General features: G+C 54.6%; 14 protein-coding genes. 5 read left to right on the top strand and 9 right to left on the bottom strand.

Annotated features, from left to right (window positions below; translation table 11 throughout):
* The 6 genes from ENN66_04915 to pilB all read right to left on the bottom strand — a co-directional run.
* Positions 1 to 1,831: hypothetical protein (locus ENN66_04915; protein HDS15942.1), on the bottom strand; the 1,831-nt coding region annotated here is incomplete at its 3' end.
* 1 nt (position 1,832) lies between these two features.
* Positions 1,833 to 3,233: a sigma-54-dependent Fis family transcriptional regulator gene (locus ENN66_04910; GenBank protein ID HDS15941.1), complete on the bottom strand. Its 1,401-nt coding sequence runs from the start codon at positions 3,231 to 3,233 to the stop codon at positions 1,833 to 1,835.
* Positions 3,230 to 4,987, bottom strand: a complete 1,758-nt coding sequence (locus ENN66_04905; GenBank protein HDS15940.1) for a PAS domain S-box protein — start codon at positions 4,985 to 4,987, stop codon at positions 3,230 to 3,232. Before ENN66_04905 ends, ENN66_04910 begins: the two co-directional genes overlap by 4 nt.
* Before the next feature lie 16 nt (positions 4,988 to 5,003).
* The gene (locus ENN66_04900) at positions 5,004 to 6,215 is read right to left on the bottom strand and encodes a type II secretion system F family protein (protein HDS15939.1); all 1,212 of its coding nucleotides are present in this window, start codon (positions 6,213 to 6,215) and stop codon (positions 5,004 to 5,006) included.
* Positions 6,216 to 6,253: 38 nt separating this feature from the next.
* The gene (locus ENN66_04895) at positions 6,254 to 7,321 is read right to left on the bottom strand and encodes a type IV pilus twitching motility protein PilT (GenBank protein HDS15938.1); all 1,068 of its coding nucleotides are present in this window, start codon (positions 7,319 to 7,321) and stop codon (positions 6,254 to 6,256) included.
* A 32-nt stretch (positions 7,322 to 7,353) separates the two neighbouring features.
* The gene (pilB, locus tag ENN66_04890) at positions 7,354 to 9,063 is read right to left on the bottom strand and encodes a type IV-A pilus assembly ATPase PilB (protein ID HDS15937.1); all 1,710 of its coding nucleotides are present in this window, start codon (positions 9,061 to 9,063) and stop codon (positions 7,354 to 7,356) included.
* 738 nt (positions 9,064 to 9,801) lie between these two features.
* Between pilB and ENN66_04885 the strand changes: the two genes are divergently transcribed.
* The 3 genes from ENN66_04885 (at position 9,802) to ENN66_04875 (ending at position 13,201) form a co-directional block, all read left to right on the top strand.
* Positions 9,802 to 10,113 carry a DUF4212 domain-containing protein gene (locus ENN66_04885; GenBank protein ID HDS15936.1) on the top strand — a complete coding sequence of 104 codons (312 nt, stop codon included), beginning with the start codon at positions 9,802 to 9,804 and terminating at the stop codon, positions 10,111 to 10,113.
* A gap of 90 nt (positions 10,114 to 10,203) precedes the next feature.
* Positions 10,204 to 11,751 (top strand): cation acetate symporter, encoded by a 1,548-nt coding sequence (locus tag ENN66_04880; GenBank protein HDS15935.1) that lies wholly within the window; start codon positions 10,204 to 10,206, stop codon positions 11,749 to 11,751.
* A gap of 199 nt (positions 11,752 to 11,950) precedes the next feature.
* On the top strand, positions 11,951 to 13,201 hold the full coding sequence (locus tag ENN66_04875) for a hypothetical protein (protein ID HDS15934.1): 1,251 nt from the start codon (positions 11,951 to 11,953) through the stop codon (positions 13,199 to 13,201).
* 103 nt (positions 13,202 to 13,304) lie between these two features.
* Here ENN66_04875 and ENN66_04870 read toward each other — a convergent pair whose 3' ends face one another.
* The gene (locus tag ENN66_04870) at positions 13,305 to 13,721 is read right to left on the bottom strand and encodes a CBS domain-containing protein (GenBank protein HDS15933.1); all 417 of its coding nucleotides are present in this window, start codon (positions 13,719 to 13,721) and stop codon (positions 13,305 to 13,307) included.
* An 838-nt stretch (positions 13,722 to 14,559) separates the two neighbouring features.
* Between ENN66_04870 and ENN66_04865 the strand changes: the two genes are divergently transcribed.
* Together ENN66_04865 and ENN66_04860 are read left to right on the top strand one after the other, a co-directional pair.
* Positions 14,560 to 18,327, top strand: a complete 3,768-nt coding sequence (locus ENN66_04865; GenBank protein HDS15932.1) for a 4Fe-4S dicluster domain-containing protein — start codon at positions 14,560 to 14,562, stop codon at positions 18,325 to 18,327.
* A 270-nt stretch (positions 18,328 to 18,597) separates the two neighbouring features.
* Positions 18,598 to 19,458, top strand: coding sequence for a DNA-binding protein (locus tag ENN66_04860; GenBank protein HDS15931.1), 861 nt, complete (start codon positions 18,598 to 18,600; stop codon positions 19,456 to 19,458).
* 280 nt (positions 19,459 to 19,738) lie between these two features.
* Here the strand turns inward: ENN66_04860 and ENN66_04855 are convergent, their stop codons facing one another.
* Complete coding sequence (locus tag ENN66_04855; GenBank protein ID HDS15930.1) at positions 19,739 to 20,875, bottom strand: MFS transporter; 1,137 nt, start codon at positions 20,873 to 20,875, stop codon at positions 19,739 to 19,741.
* Positions 20,876 to 20,971: 96 nt separating this feature from the next.
* Positions 20,972 to 21,149 (bottom strand): transposase (locus ENN66_04850; GenBank protein HDS15929.1); only part of this gene is annotated, 178 nt, incomplete at its 5' end.

The raw sequence follows: 21,149 nt of genomic DNA, 5'->3' as shown, positions 1-21,149 counted from the left end.
TTTCCAGCAGGACGCAGCGCAGCCCGTAAACCTCGGGACAATCAGTCATGATACTGGCCAGACGGAGCAGGATAATCGCCAGATCTTCATTTGCTTCGGGACTGCGCCGGGCCATGGCCCGGCCTGCGGCTGAACGCGAGATCATGACTCGGGCCAGAAAGGGGTTGAGCGGCGGCAGCATGATGGATTGTTCGGGTTGAATTTCGGCGGCTACGCCGTGCAGGGCCAGATAGAGATAGGGGCCGAACTCGACATCGGTATCGCCCCCGGCTTCAAGGGCGAGATGGTTGCGGGGCAGATCGTCCTCGCGCGGGTCGATTATGAGGCCGTAGGTCTGCATGAGGGCGCGGGTCGGAGACGGGGGCAGTTCGCTTACCTCATCCGTCAGAAAAGGTTTAAGAAAATCACGATCGGCCAGATGTTCGATCCTGTATGCTTTGTGAAAACGCGGAGTCAGGGCGGTGAGCTGGTTCAGCTTATGGCGATAACGGCGGCTGTAAAGATAGGCATTGAGCGCGGCCGGCACACTGAAATATACATAAATGCCCTGATTCGCCAGGGAGGCGGCCCGGCGCCGGTCGCGGGCGTCGGCGTTGATCCATGTGTAGGTGACGGAGCAGAAATCATGCTGCAGTTGTTCCTGAATCCGGGCGATCAGAGCTCGGGGCTGAAGATTTTGATGGGCCGCGGCGAGAATGATCAGCGCATCGAATTCCCGGGATTCAAGACAGGCCTGGACGGCGGCGGCAAAGCTTGCGGTATCGGTGGCGCCGCCGACATCCAGGGGATTCTGAATCAGCTTATGGGGTAGAATCCGTCGCAGGCGGGCGGTCAGTTCCTTCGACAGGGGCGTGGGCTCGATTTCGCTGAAAAGCAGATTGTCGACCGCGAAAATGGCCAGGCCGCCGGAATTGGTGATGATGCCGAGGCGGTCGTCGACCGGAATGTTGCGCCGGGACAGGGAGCGGCCGGCAAGAAGAAGTTCCTTGAGATTGTCTACCGAAATGATTCCGGCCCGGCGAAAAGCGCTGTCGTAAACCGGTCCCGATCCGATCTTGGCGAAAACCCGCCGGTGCATGACCTCGTGGATTCTGGGGTGGCGACCGCTTTTGATGGCGATTATCGGCTTGACGCGGGAGACGGAGCGGCAGGCGCTGATGAATTTCCTGACGTCGCGGATATTTTCCAGATAAAGAAGAATGGCGTCAACCTCAGGATTGTCGCCGACAAAGTCGATGAGGTCGCCGAAGTTGATGTCGAGCAGGGAGCCGATGCCGGCAACATGGCTGAAGCCGAGATCGAGCTCCTGGGCGAGATCCAGAATCGTGCCGAGAACCGCGCCGCTTTGCGAGAAAAAAGCCAGGCGGCCGGCTTTCGGCAGATGCGGATGGGTGGAGAGATTGAGCTGAATCGGGGGCCGGAGAATGCCGCTGGAATTAACCCCGATGATGCGGGTGTTGTAGCGACGGGCGCAGGCGGCGATCTCTTGCAGAATACGGCGATCTTCGCTGGCGGTGATATTCTTGGTGATGGCGATGGTCGAGGTTTTGCCGAGGATTTCCGGTTTGAAATAAGCCGGCAGCTGCCGGAGAGGACAGGTGAGGAAGAGAAGGTCGATTTCTTCCCGAATTTCCTCGGTTCGGCTTACCGCCAGAAAGCCTTCCCGGGTCGGGCCCGGGCCGATCCGGTAAAGGGTGCGCGGACGGGCGGTGTCATGCAGATTGCCGCACAGAATCTGGGTCTTAAGGTCGGGGGCGGGCTCTGCGGTTTCGGCTACGGCTACGGCGATCACCTGGGGATTGAAAATCTTTTCCAGCTGGCTGAGGCCCATGTTATGTTATCCCATATTTGTCGAGGCGGTAGCGCAGTGAACGAAAACTCAGACCGAGAAGCGTCGCCGCCTTGGTCTTATTACCCTGGCATTGGGCGAGAGCCTGTTTAATCAGGTCGATTTCCAGTTGGGTGACGATTTCTTCCAGATCAAGGCCCGTAGCGGGGAGGATGGTCCGGGTGGGGCTGCTGTAGGGGGCTTTCTGCTGGACGACCGGCGGCAGGGTGGCGAATTCTATTCGCCGGCTGTTTTCCAGGACGACGCAACGCTCGACGATATTTTCCAGTTCCCGAATATTGCCGGGATAGTCATGATTCATCAGGGCCTGAGTGGCTTCCGGGCTGAACCCCTCCAGTTCCTTCTGGTATTCCCTGGAATAAATCTGCAGAAAGTGACGCAGCAGCAGCGGAATATCTTCCATGCGCCGGCGCAGGGGGGGCAGGTCAAGGCGAATGACATTGAGTCGGTAGAAAAGATCCTGACGGAATTCCCCGCTGTCGACCGCTTTCTGCAGATCCCGGTTGGTGGCCGCGATAAAGCGCAGATCAACCTGAAGTTCCCTGGGATTGCCGACCTTCTGAAAACGTTTTTCCTGAATGACACGGAGAATCTTGACTTGCAGGATCGGAGGAATCTCGGCGATTTCATCCAGGAACAGGGTGCCTCCGTCGGCCGCCTGCAGGTAGCCCTCGGTTTCGCTGACGGCGCCGGTAAAGGCGCCTTTGGTGTGGCCGAAAAGCTCGCTTTCCAGCAGGTTCACGGGAATCGCGGCGCAGTTGACCGCGACGAAAGGTTTTTCCTTTTGCGGCCCGGAAAAATGGATGGCCTGAGCCACGAGTTCCTTGCCGGTGCCCGATTCGCCGCAGATCAGAATGTTGGTCTTGGTCGGAGCTACCTGTTTGATGATTTCATAGATATCCATCATCGTCTTGCTTTTGCCGATCAGATTGTCAAAACCGAAACGTTTTTCGAGGGCTTGGCGCAGTCTCAGGTTTTCCCTTTGCAGCTCTGAACTTTTCAGAGCCTTTTCCACGGTCAGGAGAATCTCGTCAACCTTGAAGGGTTTGCTGATATAATCAAAAGCTCCGCTTTTCATGGCCTCGATCACCGTGCTCGTCGAGGCGAAGGCGGTGATCATGATGATTTCGGTTGCCGGGCATTTTTTTCTTACCGTGCGTAAGAGCTCCAGGCCGGTCATGGCGGGCATCCTGAGGTCGCTGATGATCAGGTCGTAAGTTTCGTGTTCCAGGGTTCTGATGGCGGCGACGGGGTCGGTAAAACCGCTGACCAGGTAGCCGTTGCGGGCCAGAATGATTTCGAGAAATTCGCACATGCTGATTTCGTCATCGACCACCATGATATGAATCGGCGGATGTTTTTCAGCCTTGGCCGGATTGCTCATGTCGCGGATGCCTCTTTGCAACCGGCGCTGTGGTCCGCCGGGTTTCGCGGTTTAAGGGAAAGCGATTTTTCGGGCTCGGTTTTGATCAGCCCCGGAAACCTGATCCTGGCGCAGGTCCCGGAGCGACCGTCATCCCGGTTATTGATCAGAATCTCGCCGTGGTTAATGCGGGTCAGTTGAAAAACAATGTAAAGGCCAAGGCCGGTGCCTTGATCCTTGGTACTGTAAAAAGGTTCGAAAATCTGGGAAACATCGCTGATTCCGGGACCATCGTCAATGATGGAGATCTGTATGGCGTGGTTTGCGCTTTCGGTGATTTGCGGCGTGGCTTTAGCGTCGGTCTCGCCCTGGGACTCAAACCTGAGGTTTCGGCTGAGAATCTGTATCCGGCCATTCTGGCCGACCGCCTCCAGGGCGTTTTTACAGAGGTTCCAGAAGATTTGTTCAAGTTGCTCCGGATTGGCCAGGATGGTAAAATCCTCGTCCTCGTAATCTTCGTGAAAGGAGATCTCAGGAAACTGCGAATGAAAGAGAAAAACCAGGTCGCGCAGCCGTTTGATGACCTTGACCTCGTGTTGCTCTTTGCCTTCGAGTCGGGAAAAACTCAGAAAATCGCTGATCAGATGATCAAGGCGGCTGCTTTCCCGCAAAACGATCTGCAGCAGGCGTTGCCGAATGTCGTCTCCGGGCGGCAGGTCCCGGGCCAGAATCTCGATGGAACCGCTGATCGCGGCCAGCGGATTCCTGATTTCGTGAGCGATGCCGGCCGCCAGACGACCGATAGCCGTCATCTTGCGGGCCGCCTGAAGACGTTCTTCGATTTCTTTCAGGTTGGTCAGATCCCGGAAACTAATGATCCAGCCCGGTTGGTGTTGTCGGCTGTGGCGCAGGGGAGTAAAGGAAAAACCCAGCACGAGCCGCTCTCCCCGCGGGGACTGGTAATTGATTTCATGACGTTGGCGACGTTGATTGCCAGTGCTTGGCTCTGGCAGGTCGGGGATGACTTGCGCCAGCCCGAGCTGCTTGATTTCCTCGGCGCTGCGACCGAGAAGGGTGCTGCCGGCGGGATTGATCGAAACAATATTTAACTGCTGATCCGTGGTGATCAGGCCGCTGTCGATCGAGGCGATGATATGTTCGTTCAGATCCCTGAAGTCCTGCAGGTCGCTGGTCACCTGTTGCAGGCGCTTACGGGTGCTGACTCTTTCTTTGGCGATCACCCGCAGAATGAAAGCGGTCAGATAGAACGGAGCCAGATTGAAGAAGAGCTGGGAGACGATCTTACGGTTGCTGCTGAACAGCGGCGGCAACGGCAGCAGCTCTTGCAGGGGATTGTGAATGTGAGTGAAGATAATCAGTAGATAGAGGAAGGTGCAGTAGAAAAGCAGGGTTACGGTTTGCTGGCTTTTCAGGTAGAGGGTGCCGCCGAGAATGATGAAGTAGAAAAAAGGAAAAAACAGGCTGTAGAATCCCCCCGTCAGGTAGATCAAGCCGGCAATTAGGGTGGCGTCCAGCAGCAGCTGTTGCTGGATCAGGGGTTCCGGAGGCTGTTTTCTTTTCAGGCTGACGGCGTGAAAAATGGTCAGCAGGTAGCTCAGGGCAATGAAGCTGTACAGCGGAATTGGAATCGGGTCTGGTTTCTGGGGCCAGATGCCTTCGATCAGAATCAGAACCCCCAGCAGCAGCGAGATGAGGAACAGGCGAAAAATCAGCAGCTGTCGCAGGGGGGAGGCGGAAAATTCGGTGTCTTTCATGATCCGGCGGCCTGCATCAGTGGACGACTTCACCCATTTTAAAAATCGGCAGATACATGGCAACGATCATGGTTCCGAGAATTCCCCCGAGAAAGACCATCAGTAGGGGCTCGATCAGGGAGGTGATGGCGCTGACCGCAGTGTCGACCTCGTCGTCATAGAAGTCGGCGATCTTGTTGAGCATCTGGTCCAGGGCGCCGGTAGTTTCTCCGACTGAGATCATCTGCACCACCATGGGCGGAAAAATACCGCTGTCCATCAGCGGTTCGGCGATGGTCTTGCCCTGGCTAATGCTTTCTCGGGTGGCGAGAATGGCTTTTTCAATAACCACGTTGCCGGCGGTGCGGGCCACGATTTCGAGTGAGGTCATGATCGGCACCCCGCTGGAGACCATGGTTCCCAGGGTGCGGGTAAATTTGGCGACCGCGACCTTACGCAGGAGAATTCCGAAAATCGGCAGCTTGAGAAAGAGATTGTCAAAGAAGAAATGCGCTTTTTCGCTCTTGGCGTAAACCTTTCGCAAGCTGAAAACCGCGCTGAAAAGCGCCGCGACAATAAAAATGATATTGTTGCGCAGGAAGGCGCTCAGGTTGACGATGATCTGGGTCAGCAGGGGCAGCTCGGCGCCGAAGCCGGAAAACATTTTCTGAAACGAGGGGATGACGAAAATCATCATGATAGCGATGACGATGATCGCGACGGCGACGACCGAGGCGGGATAGACCAGGGCGCCCTTGACCTTTTTTTTCAGTTTCAGATTCTTTTCCATGAAAAAGGCCAGGCGGCCGAGGATCACGTCGAGGGCGCCGCCGGTTTCCCCGGCTTCAACCATATTGGCGTAAAGCGGGTCGAAAACCTTGTCATGCCGGCGCAGGGCGTCGGCCAGGGTCTCGCCCTTTTCGACATTTTCCTTGATGTTCGTCAGGACCTTTTTAAACTCCTTGTTCTCCTGCTGCGTGGACTGGATTTCCAGGCATTGGATGATCGGCAGACCGGAATTGATCATGGTCGCGAACTGGCGCGTGAAGACCACGACATCCTTGTCCGGGACACTGGCCTTGAAAAACGGCAGGTTAATCTCGATATCCTTGGGCTTTTTTCTGATTTTAAGGTCGCTGATGCCCTGCTTGCGCAGGCTCATGATGACAATATTCTCGGAGACGGCCTCAAGCTCTCCCTTGACTTTTTTGCCCTGCCGATTCTTGCCCTGCCACTTATAAGTAATCATGATCAAGCCCCTTTATTTGTATGGCGTCTGCTTCGCGCTTAGATTCCCTGTCCCAGCATCTGTTTGAGTTCCATGATGTCATTGCTTTTGGCGAAGGCGTCTTCGATGGTTACCTTGCCGGTTTGGTAGAGATTAGCCAGAGACTGGTTCATGGTCTGCATTGAAAATTTGCTCTGGCCGACCTGCATTTGTGAATAAATCTGATGAATCTTGTCTTCGCGAATCAGGTTGCGGATCGCCGCGTTGGGAACCATTAGTTCCAGAGCCAGGACCCGTCCGTGCCCACTGCGACGAGGCAGAAGCTGCTGGGAGATAACCGCCTGCAGGACAAAGGAAAGCTGCGAACGGATCTGGGGCTGCTGGTGCGAAGGAAAGATGTCGATGATGCGGTTGATGGTCTGGGCGCAGGAATTGGTATGTAGGGTCGCCAGGGTCAGATGGCCGGTTTCGGCGACCGTCAGGCTGGAGGCCACGGTTTCCAGGTCACGGAGTTCGCCGACCAGGACGACATCCGGATCCTGACGCAGAATGTAGCGCAGGGCCTTGCTGAAATCTTCGGTGTCGGCTTTGACCTCGCGCTGGTTGACGATGCAATTTTTATGGGTATGGATAAATTCAATCGGATCTTCTATCGTGATGATATGTTCGTGGCGTTCTTGATTGACCTGATCGATCATGGAGGCCAGGGTGGTGCTTTTGCCGCTGCCGGTCGGACCGGTGACCAGGATCAGGCCGCTGGGTTTGCGCATCAGCTCCTGAACGATCGGAGGCAGGCCCAGTTCGTTGAAGGGTTTGACTTCGTAAGGAATGGCGCGAAAAGCGCCGGCCACGGTGCCGCGCTGCACGAAGATGTTGGCGCGAAAACGGCTGACCCCCTTCAGCCCGAAAGAAAGGTCGAGCTCGTTGTCCTTTTCAAAGCGGTGTTTCTGGTTGTCGGTGAGGACGCTGTAGCACATTTGTTTGGTGTCGTTGGCGTTCAGGGGCGGCATGTCGAGGGGGCGGAGGGTGCCGTCGACTCTTATCTGGGGGGGGCTGGCAACCGTCAGATGAAGGTCGGAAGCCCCGTTTTCGATCATGATTTTCAGGAGTTCATGTAGGCTGGCCATGATGGTGACGTCCTTTTTGCGATTTATGGTGGTTAATCCCGAGCCGAAACCCGCAGCACCTCGGCAAAGCTGGTGGTTCCTTCGATGAGTTTGCTGAGGCCGCTCTGGCGCAGGCTTTTCATGCCGTTCTTGATAGCCATGGCTTTCAGCTCCATGGTGTTGGCCCCGTTGATAATGGCGATTTTAAGTTCCTCGCTCAAAGTCATGATTTCATAAAGCGCGATTCGACCCTTGTAGCCGGTGCGATTGCACTCCTCGCAACCTTCGCCTTTAAGGCAGACCGCGTGTTCCGCGGTTTCCGGGTTCATGCCGGCCTGGATCAGGGCGCGCACCGGAACCTCTTCTTTGTGGCAGCACTTCTGGCAGACCTTGCGGGCCAGGCGCTGGGCCACGATCAGGGAGACCGAGGAAACGATCAGAAAAGGTTCGATGCCCATGTTGATCATGCGGGAGATACTGCTGGGCGCGTCGTTGGTGTGTAGGGTGGAAAGCACCAGATGGCCGGTCAGGGCCGCCTTGATGCTGATTTCGGCGGTTTCCAGGTCGCGCATTTCCCCGACCAGGATAATATCGGGATCCTGGCGGAGAAAGGAGCGCAGGGCCGCCGCGAAGGTCAGGCCGATCGATTCCCGAACCTGAACCTGATTGATGCCGGGCAGGTTGAATTCGACCGGATCCTCGGCCGTCATGATGTTTTCTGAAATTTTGTTGAGCTCGCTCAGGGCCGAGTAAAGGGTCGTGGTTTTGCCGCTGCCGGTCGGGCCGGTGACCAGAATCAGGCCGTAGGGTTGGTGAATCGCGTCTTCAACCTTTTCGAGCATGGCCGGTTCAAGGCCGAGCTTGGTCATGTCAAGTTGCAGGTTGGATTGGTCGAGCAGGCGCATGACGATCTTTTCCCCGAACAGGGTGGGCAGCACCGAAACCCGCATATCCATCGATTTGCCTTTGCCGAGTTTCATTTTGATGCGGCCGTCCTGAGGCAGGCGCCGTTCGGCGATATTGAGTTCCGACATGATCTTGATGCGTGAGAGAATGGCGTTTTTAAGCTTCATCGGGGGCTTCATGATTTCATATAAAACCCCGTCTATGCGGTAGCGGACGCGAAAGAAGTTTTCGTAAGGCTCGACGTGAATATCGCTGGCGCCCCGGCGGATGGCGTCGACCATGATCTTGTTGACGAGACGAATGACCGGGGCATCTTCGGTCTCTTTTTTGAGCGCGGAGGTGTCAAGCTGGTCTTCATCGTGCACCAGCTCCAGTTCGGAATCGTCAAACTCGGCGATAATGTCATCCAGCATGGAAGAGGAATTGTAGAAACGGTCGATGACCTCTTTGATGGAGAATTCGGAAGCCACCGTGATTTCAACATTGTAGCCGGTGATGAATTTAATGTCATCGATGGCCGAGAGATCGGTGGGGTCGCTGACCGCGACAATCAGGGTCGAGCCGATCCGATTGATCGGGATAATCAGATATTTGTTGACCAGTTCGCTGGGAACGAGATCGATGATCTCGCTGCTGATGGCGAAATTTTGCAGATTGACCGAGGGGACTCCGAACTGAACGCTTAAAAAATTAACCAAGTCTTCACTATTGATATAGCCCAGGCGCACCAGAACCGAGCCCAGGCGGCCGGGGTTCGTTTTCTGTTCCGCCAGGGCGCGCTTGAGTTGGTCCTGGTCGATCAGTTTGGCGTTGATCAGCAGTTCGCCGATGCGTTTGTTGGCTTCAGGTGTGATCATGAATTTATCCGTTCGCGGTTTGGGTCGAAGACAAAGCAAGTTCTGTTCCGGAAAACAGCGGCCTGTTTTATCCGGGAGCGGAAGGCGATTGATTCTGTAGGCGGAACCATCATACACGGCTTTGCTTTTTCAATCAACCAAAACGTAGGGCTTTGCCGCCGGGAAAATCCGCCCAGCGCTTTCGCTCTCTAGCCGGTGGTGAGGCATGCGTGGAAAAAGGATCGGGTCGGGTGTCTCCGGTGATAAAAAGTGGAGTCGGCGTTTTAATGACCTCGGATTTTCAGCTTTCATCCGAATTTCCCGGTTTGTCGCGCCTAGAGCTGCCTTGTGAAAATAAGGGTTATGCGGAATGCCGTTTTGTGCATTTTATGACTAGCTTTTTTCTATGTAACTAGTTAATATTAAAAACTATTATTATCTTTAATGGCGGTGCGTAATTTTTTTAAAAAGAGAATGTAAAATGGTGTTTTTTCCTTGACATAAGGGGGAACAATGTTTTACTTATCAGCGTAAGTTGTAAGGTTAAAAAAATCCCCAAGGCCTTGTTATGGACCGGAAGGGAGGGCCCGTCCGGGAAAGGAGGTGTGCAAAAAGCGGAGGGCGCGGGGCTCGGTCGATGTTGGCTGGTGAAAAAACGGTGCGGTGCTTTCGCTTTGTTGCTATCCTTTTTATTTTCTTTGCGACTGCGGCTGGGCCGGGAAAGCGGACTCAATAATTTTTTGGGAGGAGAGTTGGATAATGAGCGACGATAAATATCAAATCAATATTTTTAAGCCTCTGGGTACTTTTCAGAAAACCGAGGTTGTCTACATCTGGGTGATCCTGGCGGTCTGGGGGGTGGCGACCTATGGTTTTCAGATCCTGCTGAAAATTGTCGAGCGCAATCCTCAGGGAGAGAGTTTCCTTACCGACATGCAGTTTCTCGGTTTTCCCTTTCATTACTGGTTTACCGGGCAGTTTCTGATCATTCTTTACATCCTGCTCTGTATCTGGTTCAATATCCTGATTGATGGTCTGGAAGACCGCATGGGCAAGGGCGACATTTTCTGAATAAGGTGAGGTCTGATGGAGAAACCGTACCGCTTCGCTTCAGGCCGTCGGCTGAGGCTGAAGACGGGTTGAAAGGACAAGGAGTTTCATATGCAAGCTGCTATCTCAACTGGATTTAAATTAGGACCGGCGATCATTCTGGTTATTGTTCTGGTCGCCTTTGTCGGGATCGGAGTCGGGCATAAAGCCAAGGATCAGGATGATTACTGGGCCGCAGGCCGGGGCATCGGCCGCATCGGGGCCGGAGCCGCGATCGCCAGTAATTGGATGAGCGCCGCCAGTTTTCTCGGTATGGCCGGTCTGCTCTATCTCAAAGGTTATTTCGCGCTGGCCTACGTAGTCGGCTGGACCGGCGGCTATGTTATGCTGCTGGTGCTGATGGCCGGCCAGATTCGCCGTTTCGGCAAGTACACGGCGGCAGATTTCATCGGCGACCGTTTTGAATCAAACGCCGCCCGGATTCTGGCCGCGGTCACCGCGATCATCATCTCTCTGACCTACGCCATCGCCCAGTACAAGGGTATCGCCCTGATGTTTTCCTGGGTTTTCGGCATGAACTACGCGACTTCGGTTTTTGTCAGCACCGCCGTGGTTCTGGCTTACATCATCATCGCCGGAATGCTCGGGGCGACCAAGAACATGCAGTTCCAGTATTTTGTTATTATTTCCGCCTTCATCCTGCCGCTGGTGTTCATCGCCAAGAAAATGGGTTACTTTTATCTGATTCCGGAGATCGGTTATGGCGCCGCCGTCTGGGATCTGGCGCACAAATACGCCTCCGATCCCAGCAATGTTCAATATGTGCAGCCCTGGGGGGTGGCCAGCACTTATAAATGGATTGCTCTCTGTTTCACCCTGATGGTCGGCACCGCCGGACTGCCGCACGTGCTTTCCCGTTTCTATGTCGTGCCCAATACCCGTGATGCCCGCTGGTCGGTGGTCTGGGGTCTGTTCTTCATCGGCCTGCTCTACTGGAGTTCGCCGGCCTACGCCGCTTTCGCCCGCGTTCAGAACGCGATCTCCGGCTTGCAGCCGGTGCAGGCTCTAGCCGACGCCATCGTCGTCACGGCCGCGGAAAATGCCGGCCTGCCCCAGTGGTTCTGTGGCTATCTGGCTGCCGGCGCGATTTCCGCGGCCTTTTCCACGGTTTCCGGTCTGCTGCTGGCCGCCGGTTCGGCTACGTCGCATGACATTTACTATCGGGTGATCAACCCCAACGCCACCGAGTCGGTCCGGATGTTGATTTCCAAAGTCGCGGTTTTCGCCCTGGGTCTGGTGGTTATCGCTTTCGCCCTGAAACCCTTTGCCCTGATCGCCCAGATTGTGGCCATGGCCTTCGCCATCGCCGGGAACACGATTTTCCCGACTTTTCTGCTGGGGGTCTGGTGGGGCCGTTCCAACAAGTATGGTTGTATCGCCGGTATGCTCGTCGGCCTGGTGCTGACCGCCTTCTTCTTCTTCTGGGGCAAGGGCAATGATCACTGGCTGTCGCAGTTGATTCCGTTCACCTCTTCCTCGCTGATTCTGATGCCGGTCGCGCTGCTGAGTAATATCGTGGTCTCCCTGATGACCCCGCCGCCGTCGATGGAAATTCGCAAGTATCTGTGTGAACAGGTGCATGGTGTCAAGTTTGATTGATCGTTTGGTCGCTTTGAGCTGATCCGAGGACGACTGGAGAAGGGGAGCGTAAGCTCCCCTTCTCTTTTTTTTGTGGATTTTTTTTTGCCGATTGTCTATCTTGGATAAACCCGACTTGAGCTTGAAAGTATTGAGACAGGCGGGCGTGTTTGTTTGCAGGGTCAATTTCAGCCCAAGAAAGCCTGGCCTCTGAATCATTATGCCTACCGCTTATCACTCCGCCGATTTCAGCCAGCTTTACCGACAGTTCAAAGCCGGCGTCAATGTCGATGACATGGCGCGACTGGGCGCGCTTCTGGCTCTGCCGGAGTGCGAATTTTTCCCTGATCTTGAAGCCCATCTGGCTTCGCTGGATCAGGGCTGCGCGGTGCTGGAAGAGCGTCGCAAGTATCTTCGGGTGCGCCGGGCGGAGGTTGTCAGGCTGACGGAAAGAGTGGCGTTGGTTGAAGAACTCGATGAACTGGTCGAGCTGCATCGCCGGCTGAATGTCATTGCCGTGGAACTGTTTCTCAAGGGGGTTGGGGTGATGGAAATTCATTCCCTGATTACCTCCTATCGGCACCGGCTGACGGAAAAGGTGATCACTCTGATCAGTCGGCGGCTGCACCCGGTGCCCTGCGAGTTCGCCTGGTTCAACATGGGCAGCGACGGTCGCCGGGAACAGACCTTTTTCACGGACCAGGATAACGCTCTGGTTTACAAACTCGACGGTTCTCCCGAAATCGACGCTTATTTTGAGCATTTTGCCGTCGAAGCCGTGAACGCCCTCGATCAGGTCGGTTTCGCTCTGTGTACCGGCAACATCATGCCTTCAAACCCCCTCTGGCGGGGGTCGTTCGGCGACTGGCGGCGGCAGTTGGAAGAGATTTTTCACGATCAGAGCCAGGATAATCTGCTGCGGGTTATTATTCTGATGGATATCACGTATTGTACCGGGTCGCGGGCCCTGGGGCAGCGGCTGATAGAAAAGGTCCATACCATGATTCGCGATAATTTCGGGGCTTTGATGGTGATGGCGCGCAGCGCCGTCATGTCCAATGTCGCCCTGACCTTGTTTCGGAATTTTCGTCTGGAGAAAAGCGGTCCGCATCAGGGTAAATTCAATGTCAAATTATTCGGCTGGGCTCCTTTGATCATGACGGCCCGGGTTTTCGCCCTGAAGTATGGTTTTATTGAAACCAACACGGTTGAACGGCTCCGGCTGCTGGAAAAACAGGGGCATTTCGAGACTGAACTCTCCTGCAGTCTGCGACAGGCCTATTGTACTCTCGCGCATGCGAAAATGATTTCCCAGGTGGAAGCCATTGTCACCGGGAGCAAATACGACTATTATCTCGATCCCGAGGCTTTGAACAAGTCCGGACAGGCGCAGCTGAAGCGGGCCTTGAGCAGTGTCGAGGCTTTGCAGAAGCTGGCTTATAACAGTTTTTTCGGCAGTGGGGGCTTGTAAGGGCGGTCGGTGGGAAAGGGTCGGCTCACTTATTCGAGAGCCGTTAAAAGGCAGGTCCCGGAAGGGATCTGCCTTTTTTGTTTCTTCCGGTCTGCCGGCCTGATTATATCTGGCAGGCGCAGCACTGGGCCAGGGCTTTCAGAATGTCTCCGCGAGTGACGATGCCGACCAGTTTGCCGTTTTCGACCACCGGCAGGCGGTTGATGTGATTGTCGGTCATGATCAGGGCGCATTTTTCAACCGCCTCGACCGGTTGCACCGTGACCACTTTGCTTTGCATGTGGTTGGAGACATAGTGGGAGCAGGTGCGACGAATCTGTTCCAGGGAGCTGCAGTCAAGATCAAACGTCGTGATCAGGGGCAGAATGTCCTTGCGGGAAATAATGCCGACGACCTCGCCTCGGTCGACGACGGGGGCCCCGGTTATATTTTTTTCGAGAAACAGATCGATTACATCGCAAACCCGATCCTGGGGGGTAACGGACAAAACCTCCCGGTTCATGATTTCGCTTACCTTCATTGGTATAGTCCTCTTGTTTTTAGTGTCTTAACCATACGTTCCGGTTTGAAAAAACGAATAGGTACGGTTAAGAGTACTTATTTGCGGGCCCTGAGAGCCCTTGGGATTGCAGGCTTAGCCCCCGTGGTGGTTTGTTTCTCTGCTCGCGGCGATCCATTTCGGGGTAATAAAGTCTGGCTTTTCAGAGCCTCTTCTTGAGGCTCTGACGGTTTGCTTAAAGCCTCTCTTTCTATCCGGAAACCGGGGCTTTTGTCAACCAAACAATAAATTTTTTTATTAATAATAAACAAGGTTCTAGGGCTTTCGGATCCCCCGCTGGCGGTGGTAGGCGGAGTCTCCGCAAACCACCGGAAAAAGTCAGAATCTGATTGTTTTTTTTATTTTTGTCTTAAAGTGTTGATTTTTAAAGCTGATTGTCGTTTTTGGGAGACCTTGTATGTATAATTTAAGGTTGCCATGCTTTAGGTTTTAGCGTATAGGGGGTCTCTTTTGCGCAGGTCTGCGGTTGGCCGTCGTCTGCTTGTCGTTGTCGGGCCGTTCCGGAAACGGTGGCTTTTTGACTTTTAAAATAGCGTAACTATTCAGACTGGTGGTCGCATGCCGAAACCTGTTTGTGAAACCCGGACTTTTCGGCGGGGCTGAATGTTTAAGGAAAATCCCGGGACATGACCTCGTGTCCTGGATTTTAAATAGTTTTCTCAGGAAAATCGGTGACATGACCTGGCTTCTGGAAGAAATCGGGATCGTGTCCCCAGCTTTTCCCAGCTTTTCCGAAATAGTTTTTTTAACCAGCGATGAACTCGTGACTATTGATTGAATCGGAGGCAGCAGCACAACCATGGCTTTAAAACGGAGAAAGGTTGATTTCAGGCGGGATTTTGAATTTACGTTTAACGGCGCCAGACTTTTTGATTGCGATACCTATGTCGAGGATATCAAAAAACAGGCCGGAGCGGATTTCGCCGCGATGCGCGAGCAGCGCGATTTTATCGGCGACGGCAACAGCGCCGCGGTCAATGTTCTGAAACGTACGGTTACCGGATTGGTGGGTTATCCGATCACTCCCTCGACACCGATTGCCGAAGGTATGGCCAAGGCTTACGCCGATGGTTTTGTCAATGCCTTCGGCGAGCGCATTTTCTATTTTCAGCCCGAGAGCGAACTAGGCGCCATGGCTTTTCTTGAAGGCGCCGCTTCGCAGGGCGGGCGCTACGCCGACAATACTTCTTCCCAGGGCCTGACCTATAAATATAAAAATATGTATTCGGTGGCCGGTAAACGACTGCCGGTGGTCATGACCATGCAGACCCGCGAACTCAACAAGGGCGGCCTCAGCATTCATAACGGTCACGCCGATCTGTACGCCGCCCGCGGCTCCGGCTGGCTGCAGTTCATGAGCGCCGACAATCAGGAAATGCATCATCTCATTCCACTGGCCTTCAAGGCGATTGAACAGCGCCAGGTCATGCTGCCGGCGATTGTCGCGGGCGAGGGTTTTCAGAAAAGCCACAGTATCGAGAATATCAAGATTGTTTCCGATCAGTTTCTCAAATATTTTCTCGGTGAACCCAACCGCCTTTTCCAGCCCGATTTCGACAACCCCGTTCTGATGGGAACCTTCACCGATATCGGCGCGACCATGCCGACCCAGATGAAGCAGGATCTGGCCCTGCTCAACGCCAAGAAATATGTCAAAGCGGCGATGCGGGTCATGAACGCGATTCTGGGAACCACGCTGGATGTGGTGGAAGATTATCATGCCGCCGAATCCGAGTACGTGGTGGTTTGTCTCGGGGCTGCGGCCGGCACCATGAAGGAGGCCATCGATTATTATCGCGGCCGCGGGGTTTCGGTCGGTTTGTTGCGCCCGGTTCTCTTTTATCCGGTCTGCACCGAGGAGCTGGCGCGCGGCATTCAGAACGCCAAGGTGGTGTCGGTGCTCGAAAAAACCGCACTCGCCAATGAGCGCTACCTGCTGCGCGATGTCAAGCATGCGGCTTACAACGAACGTACCGGCCGCTCGTTCAATCCGGTGATTACCTCCGGTATTTACGGACTCGGCAGTCAGGATTTCAGTGTCGAAGACTGTTTCGCCGTGATAGAAAACATGCTCTCGCAAAAACCCAAGGGGATCTATGCGGTCGGTATCAAGGGTCCCCAGGTTCTGGAAAAGGTCGTGCACGAGGATTTTGTCGAAAGCGAGGTCGGTCTGGCTTTTATCGGGGTCGGGGCCGAAGGGGTTAAAACCGCGCAGGAAACCCTGGCCAAGATCATCGCCAAGGCCGGCAAATACGTGCAGACCAGTGCCAAATACGGGGCTTCCCGCAAGGGCGGTATGGTGGTCATGAATGCCCGGGTGGGCACCGCACCGATCCGCAACTGTTCCGATGTCAGTAAGGTCGAAACCCTGGCGGTCTTCAACGATAAATATCTGCTTGATGACAGTTTGCTCGGTTTTATCAGGGGGATCAAGGCCGGGGGCTATCTCGTCGTCAATACGTGCAAGAGCTTTGCCGAGTTGCAGGCCCAGGCTTCCGTCGAGGTGCGCCGGCTGCTGGCCGGAGCCGCGTTTAATGTGGTCCTGCTGGATGCGACCGGTGCTTCCCTGGCCCGGCTCAAACGTAACCTGCCGGGTACCCCGATTCTGGGCGCGATCAACCGGATTATTGAACTTTTGCCGGGAAAATCCTTCATTGAGGCTTTCCGCAAGGAGCTGGCGAGCAAATTCACCGGCCCGAAAGCCGTTCTGGTGGACGTCAATCTGGAGCTGCTGGAAGTTCCTTACGAGCTCATTCCCGCTGCTCGGGGCAAAGCCGCTCGGGCTGTGAGCGGGATTGAGAAGGCTGTGGAAAAGGTTCCGCCTGCGAAAAAAATCTACTACGATCCACCGCTTTCCCGGGGCTACCACGAAAACGACGAGCACGCGACCCTGACCTTTCCCTCGGTTCTCGGTGACAAGTATCGGCCGCTTTTTATCGAGACGGTGCTGCGGCCGTTGCAGAGAGGCGAGGAGATTTCCTGGAACCAGTTTCATAATATCGTGCCGGCCCGGACCTCGGAGTACAACGACGCCAGTCTGATCGGCACCGCCCTGCCGGTGTTTTCGGCCGATAAATGTATCGCCTGTGGTCTTTGTATCGCCTCCTGTCCGGATAACGCCTTGCGCGTCACCTTGCTTTACGAACGTGAATACCATGGTCTGCCGGAGGCCGCTCGAAAGCAATTCAGACCTCTGGATCTGAGTCGGTTCACCGGTTACGGAGATGCGGTTTTCAAAGAATGCTATCTCAATATCAACGTTATGCCTCAGTTCTGCAAGGGTTGCGGGGCCTGTGTCGAGGTCTGCAAAAGCAAGGCTTTCGCCATGCTTGATAAAAGCGAGGGGCAAAAGGAAAAGGAAAGCCATTTTCTCGACCCACAGGTTTTCGCCATGGACGTCAGTGCCACCGTAGCTCCTTATGTCAAGGAAAACCGCTATCTGCAGCAACTCATGCTGTTGTACTCGGGCCAGAAATTTCTTCCCGGTGGGCATACCCTCTGTCCTGGTTGTGGTGAAGGTATCATCGAAAACCTGGTTTTCGCGGCGGCCGAGATGGTACGCCGCAATCCGCGTCTGATCGCCGATTTCTATCGCTCGATTCCGGCCCTGATGACCCGGGAACACGGTCGTGGCCTGCAGCACATGATTGACCACGGTTTTAATGTCTATACCATCAATGCCACCGGTTGCGCTGAGGTTTCCTGTCTCGGAAACCCCTATAACTCCAGGGTTTATTCCGCCGGTCACTATGGTTTCGGCACGGCCAGTGCGGCCGCGCTCGGTGCCCGGGTATCGCTGTTCAACGCCTTTCGCAACCTCTATCTGGATAAGCTGACCAAGGTTCTGGTCTTCGGCGGCGATGGTTCCTTCTACGATATCGGCAATCAGGGACTCAATTTCGCTCTGGGTGAAAATCAGGACGTGACCTGGATTATCTATAACAACGAAGCCTATATGAATACCGGTTTTCAGAAATCGGGAGCCAGTCGTTTCGGCTCTAACCGGACAACCTCGCCCTACGGCATGGAGCTGCAGGGCAAGGATGATTTTCACCGCGAAATTGTCGGCCAGGCGATGGTTATTCCCGGGGTCTATGTCGCCCGGCTGTCGCTGGCCAATCCCCTGTACGCCATTCGGGTTCTGATCGAGGCGATCGCTTACAAGGGACCCTCGTTGATTGAGTTTTTCTCTCCCTGTCCGACGGGGCAGGGCCTGGCTACCGACGATCTGCCGATCAGACTCTCGAAAATGATGGTTGAGTCCCGGGCCTGGACGGTTTTCACCCGTAAACCTTATGCCCGGATCGACCTGTCCGCCAATCCCGACTCCGAGGAACTCTATCCCCGAACCCGTCAGGTACGAGGTCAGGAGGTCAGGCCCGCGAGTTTTCGTGATATCGTTAATCTCTCGGGCCAGTTTACCGGTGACGCGAAGGCGATCGATGAGATTGTCCGGGTCAATGAGCGTCAGAACCTCTATCTGTGGGCGCTTAATCAGTATCGGGCCGGTATCAGGAGCGATGTTCCGACGGCCGAGGAGCTTGAACGTCTGATCAGTGAACGCTGAAGTTTCCGGCGGCGCGCGGCCTGGCTTGCGGAACGGGAACTTGCCATTTATTTTCGGTTTGAAATGACAGGAAAGTAAATTAGTAAGGGTCGTTATTCGCGGACCGCACCGCCCGATCGGGTAAGAAGATTATAATTTTTGGGGGGCTGGACTTTTTTTTTGAACCAGTTTATATTAGACCGCAATAGTATTGTTTGAAAATCCGGTGTTTGCCCGCCCGGGCAAGCCGCGCCGGATGTCGGAGGCAACCCAGAATAAGGAGAAGAATCAATGAAACGTCTGTTAACTGGTCTTGTGGTGATGCTTGTGATCGCGGTGGCCGCAGTTTTTATGGTCATGCAGAATCATAAAAACGCCCATTCCGCCAAAATCGCCGGTCATTCCGAATATGAATCTGCAAAGAAAGCCCAGCCCAGTTCCGCCGCTCTCAGCGGTAAGGTTCTGGAGACGATGGACAGCGGCGGCTATACTTATGTGTTGTTGGAAACCGCGTCCGGGGAAAGATGGGTGGCCGTTCCCCAAATTCAGGTCGAGGTCGGCCGGACATTGTCCTTGGCTCCGGGAATGGTGATGGCTGATTTCAAAAGTGAAACCTTAAACCGTACTTTTTCTGAGATCGTATTTTCATCCGGTCTCAGCGGGGACCCGACGCCGGGTGCGGCCTTGGTCGCCGGCGAGTGCCCTGGAGGTTACGGCGGTGAGGGGGGAAACGCCGGGTTGCAGGGGGGCGCGGCGGAAGGTATGGCCAGCGGCATGACGGGCATGGGCTCGATGAAATCTTCCGGTCGGGTAACCGTCCCGCCACTGGATCTGGCCATTGAAAAGGCCGAGGGACAAAATGCCTTCACCGTGGCCGAACTTTTCGCCCGGGCGACCGAACTCAGCCAACGGCAAATCACGGTTCGGGGCAAAGTGGTTAAGGTTTCCAGTAATATCATGGGGAAAAACTGGGTTCATCTGCAGGATGGCAGCGGGGTTCCGGAAAAAGGCACGCATGATCTGGTGCTGACCACGCAGCAACAGCCTGTCGTCGGGGAAATTCTGGTTGCTGTGGGCATCTTGTCTGCCGATAAGGACTTTGGCTCCGGTTACCGTTACGACGTGATTATTGAGGAAACTGAGTTCAGGTAAAAGGGCGCGCAGCTTTGACGGCGCGAAAGCCGCTGTTAATGCGGTTTTGTCCCGCTTCTTCTGACATCAGCAAAAAGAGGACCCTGCTTTTTTCAGGGTCCTCTTTTTTTTTCGGAAGGGGGTTCCTTCTTCGTGTATGGGTTTATTTTCTCAAAGCGAAAATGAACCTGAGGTCTCAGGCCCCGGCGGGTCGCCAATTAAAACCGCCAATTTGCGACCCGCGGAAGTGCCTTCAGGGGCGGGCCTGAAACCCGATTGGGTGGCGGGAAACGCTCCCGTGTCAGTCGGTGGCGGTGTTAATCAACTGCGAAGCGAGCAGGGAAATCAGGCTCATGCCGGCTCCGGCGAAGAAGACCAGGCGGTAATCGATCATCCAGATCAGACCGCCCAGCGCCGGAATGAGCACGGCGGAAATGTGATTGATGGTAAACCCCACCGCCATGCTCGGGGCGACGTCGCGGGGGTCGCTGATTTTCTGAAAGAAGGTGCGGATAGCGATGGCGAAGTTAAAGAAGATATGATCGAGAATGTAGAGCCCGGCGAGCGCCATTTTGCTCTGGACCAGGGTGTAGCCCAGAAAGACAAGAATCAGGGCGCTGTATTCCAGGCTCAGAACCCGGCGTTCGCCGAAACGGACAATGGCTTTGCCGATCATGGGGCTGAGATAGAAATTAATCGCGTTGTTGACCAGAAAAAGGATGGCCACCTCGCGCACGGAAAATTTAAATTTCTGCACCATGAGAAAGACCGCGAAGGCGATGAAAATCTGACGACGGGCTCCGGCCATGAAGGTCAGGAAATAAAAGAGCCGATATTTTTTTCGCAAGATCATTCTCTTGTGTTGGGGCGGCAGGCTTGTATCCATGGGTTTCTGCGAAAAGCCCCAGAGCCCCATAACGACCAGCAGGCCGCCGAGAATCAGGTACAGCTGTGTGTAGCCGGTCAGGGGCTCGGCAAGATAGATAAAGATGCCGACCGCGATGTTGGCTCCCGCCGCCGCCCGCCGCTGGGCCCCGAAAACCAGGGGCGACCTGAGTTTGTCAAAGTATTGCAGGGTCAGGGATTGATTGGTGGTCTCAAAATAGTGAAAGCCGGAACTCATGATCAGAGTGGTCAGAATCAGGCCGCTGTAGCTGGGAAGCAGGCCGGTGGCCGCGATGCCGAGCCCCAGGCAGAGGACCGACAGAGCCGAGAGATGATGTTCCTTGATGAAAAGGATAAAGTAAATTGCCAGCAGGGAGAGAAAGCCGGGAACTTCGCGAATGGATTGAATAACCCCGATCTGGGCGCCGTTGAGATGGACCACTTCGACGGCAAAATTGTTGAACAGGGTGCGCCAGGCCTGCAGGCCGAGGGTTGCTCCGATGGTCAGGACGATCAGGTAACGGAACATCGGATTCAACGAGATATTTTTCATTTAGTGGTTGCTTTCAGATTGAAGCTTGAAGATTTCAGGTTTTGGTGCATTACGGGCATGTAAAGCATTTTGTGTAAACGGTCCGGGTTTGAGTTGTCAGTAAACCGGTAACCGGCCTTCAAATATGATTGAGAATTGGTTCAGGGCCGCTCTCCAGTCCCTGATCGGCATCGTCCACTTTTTTGCAATATTATGCAACGCCAAGTAGAGCAGCTTCAGCATAGCGGTGTCATTAGGGAATGAGCCTCGGTTTTTGGTCACTTTACGCAGTGAC

Source organism: Pseudomonadota bacterium (assembly GCA_011049115.1).
Classification (GTDB): domain Bacteria; phylum Desulfobacterota; class Anaeroferrophillalia; order Anaeroferrophillales; family Tharpellaceae; genus DSCM01.
This window is presented reverse-complemented; position numbering and strand designations above follow the sequence as displayed.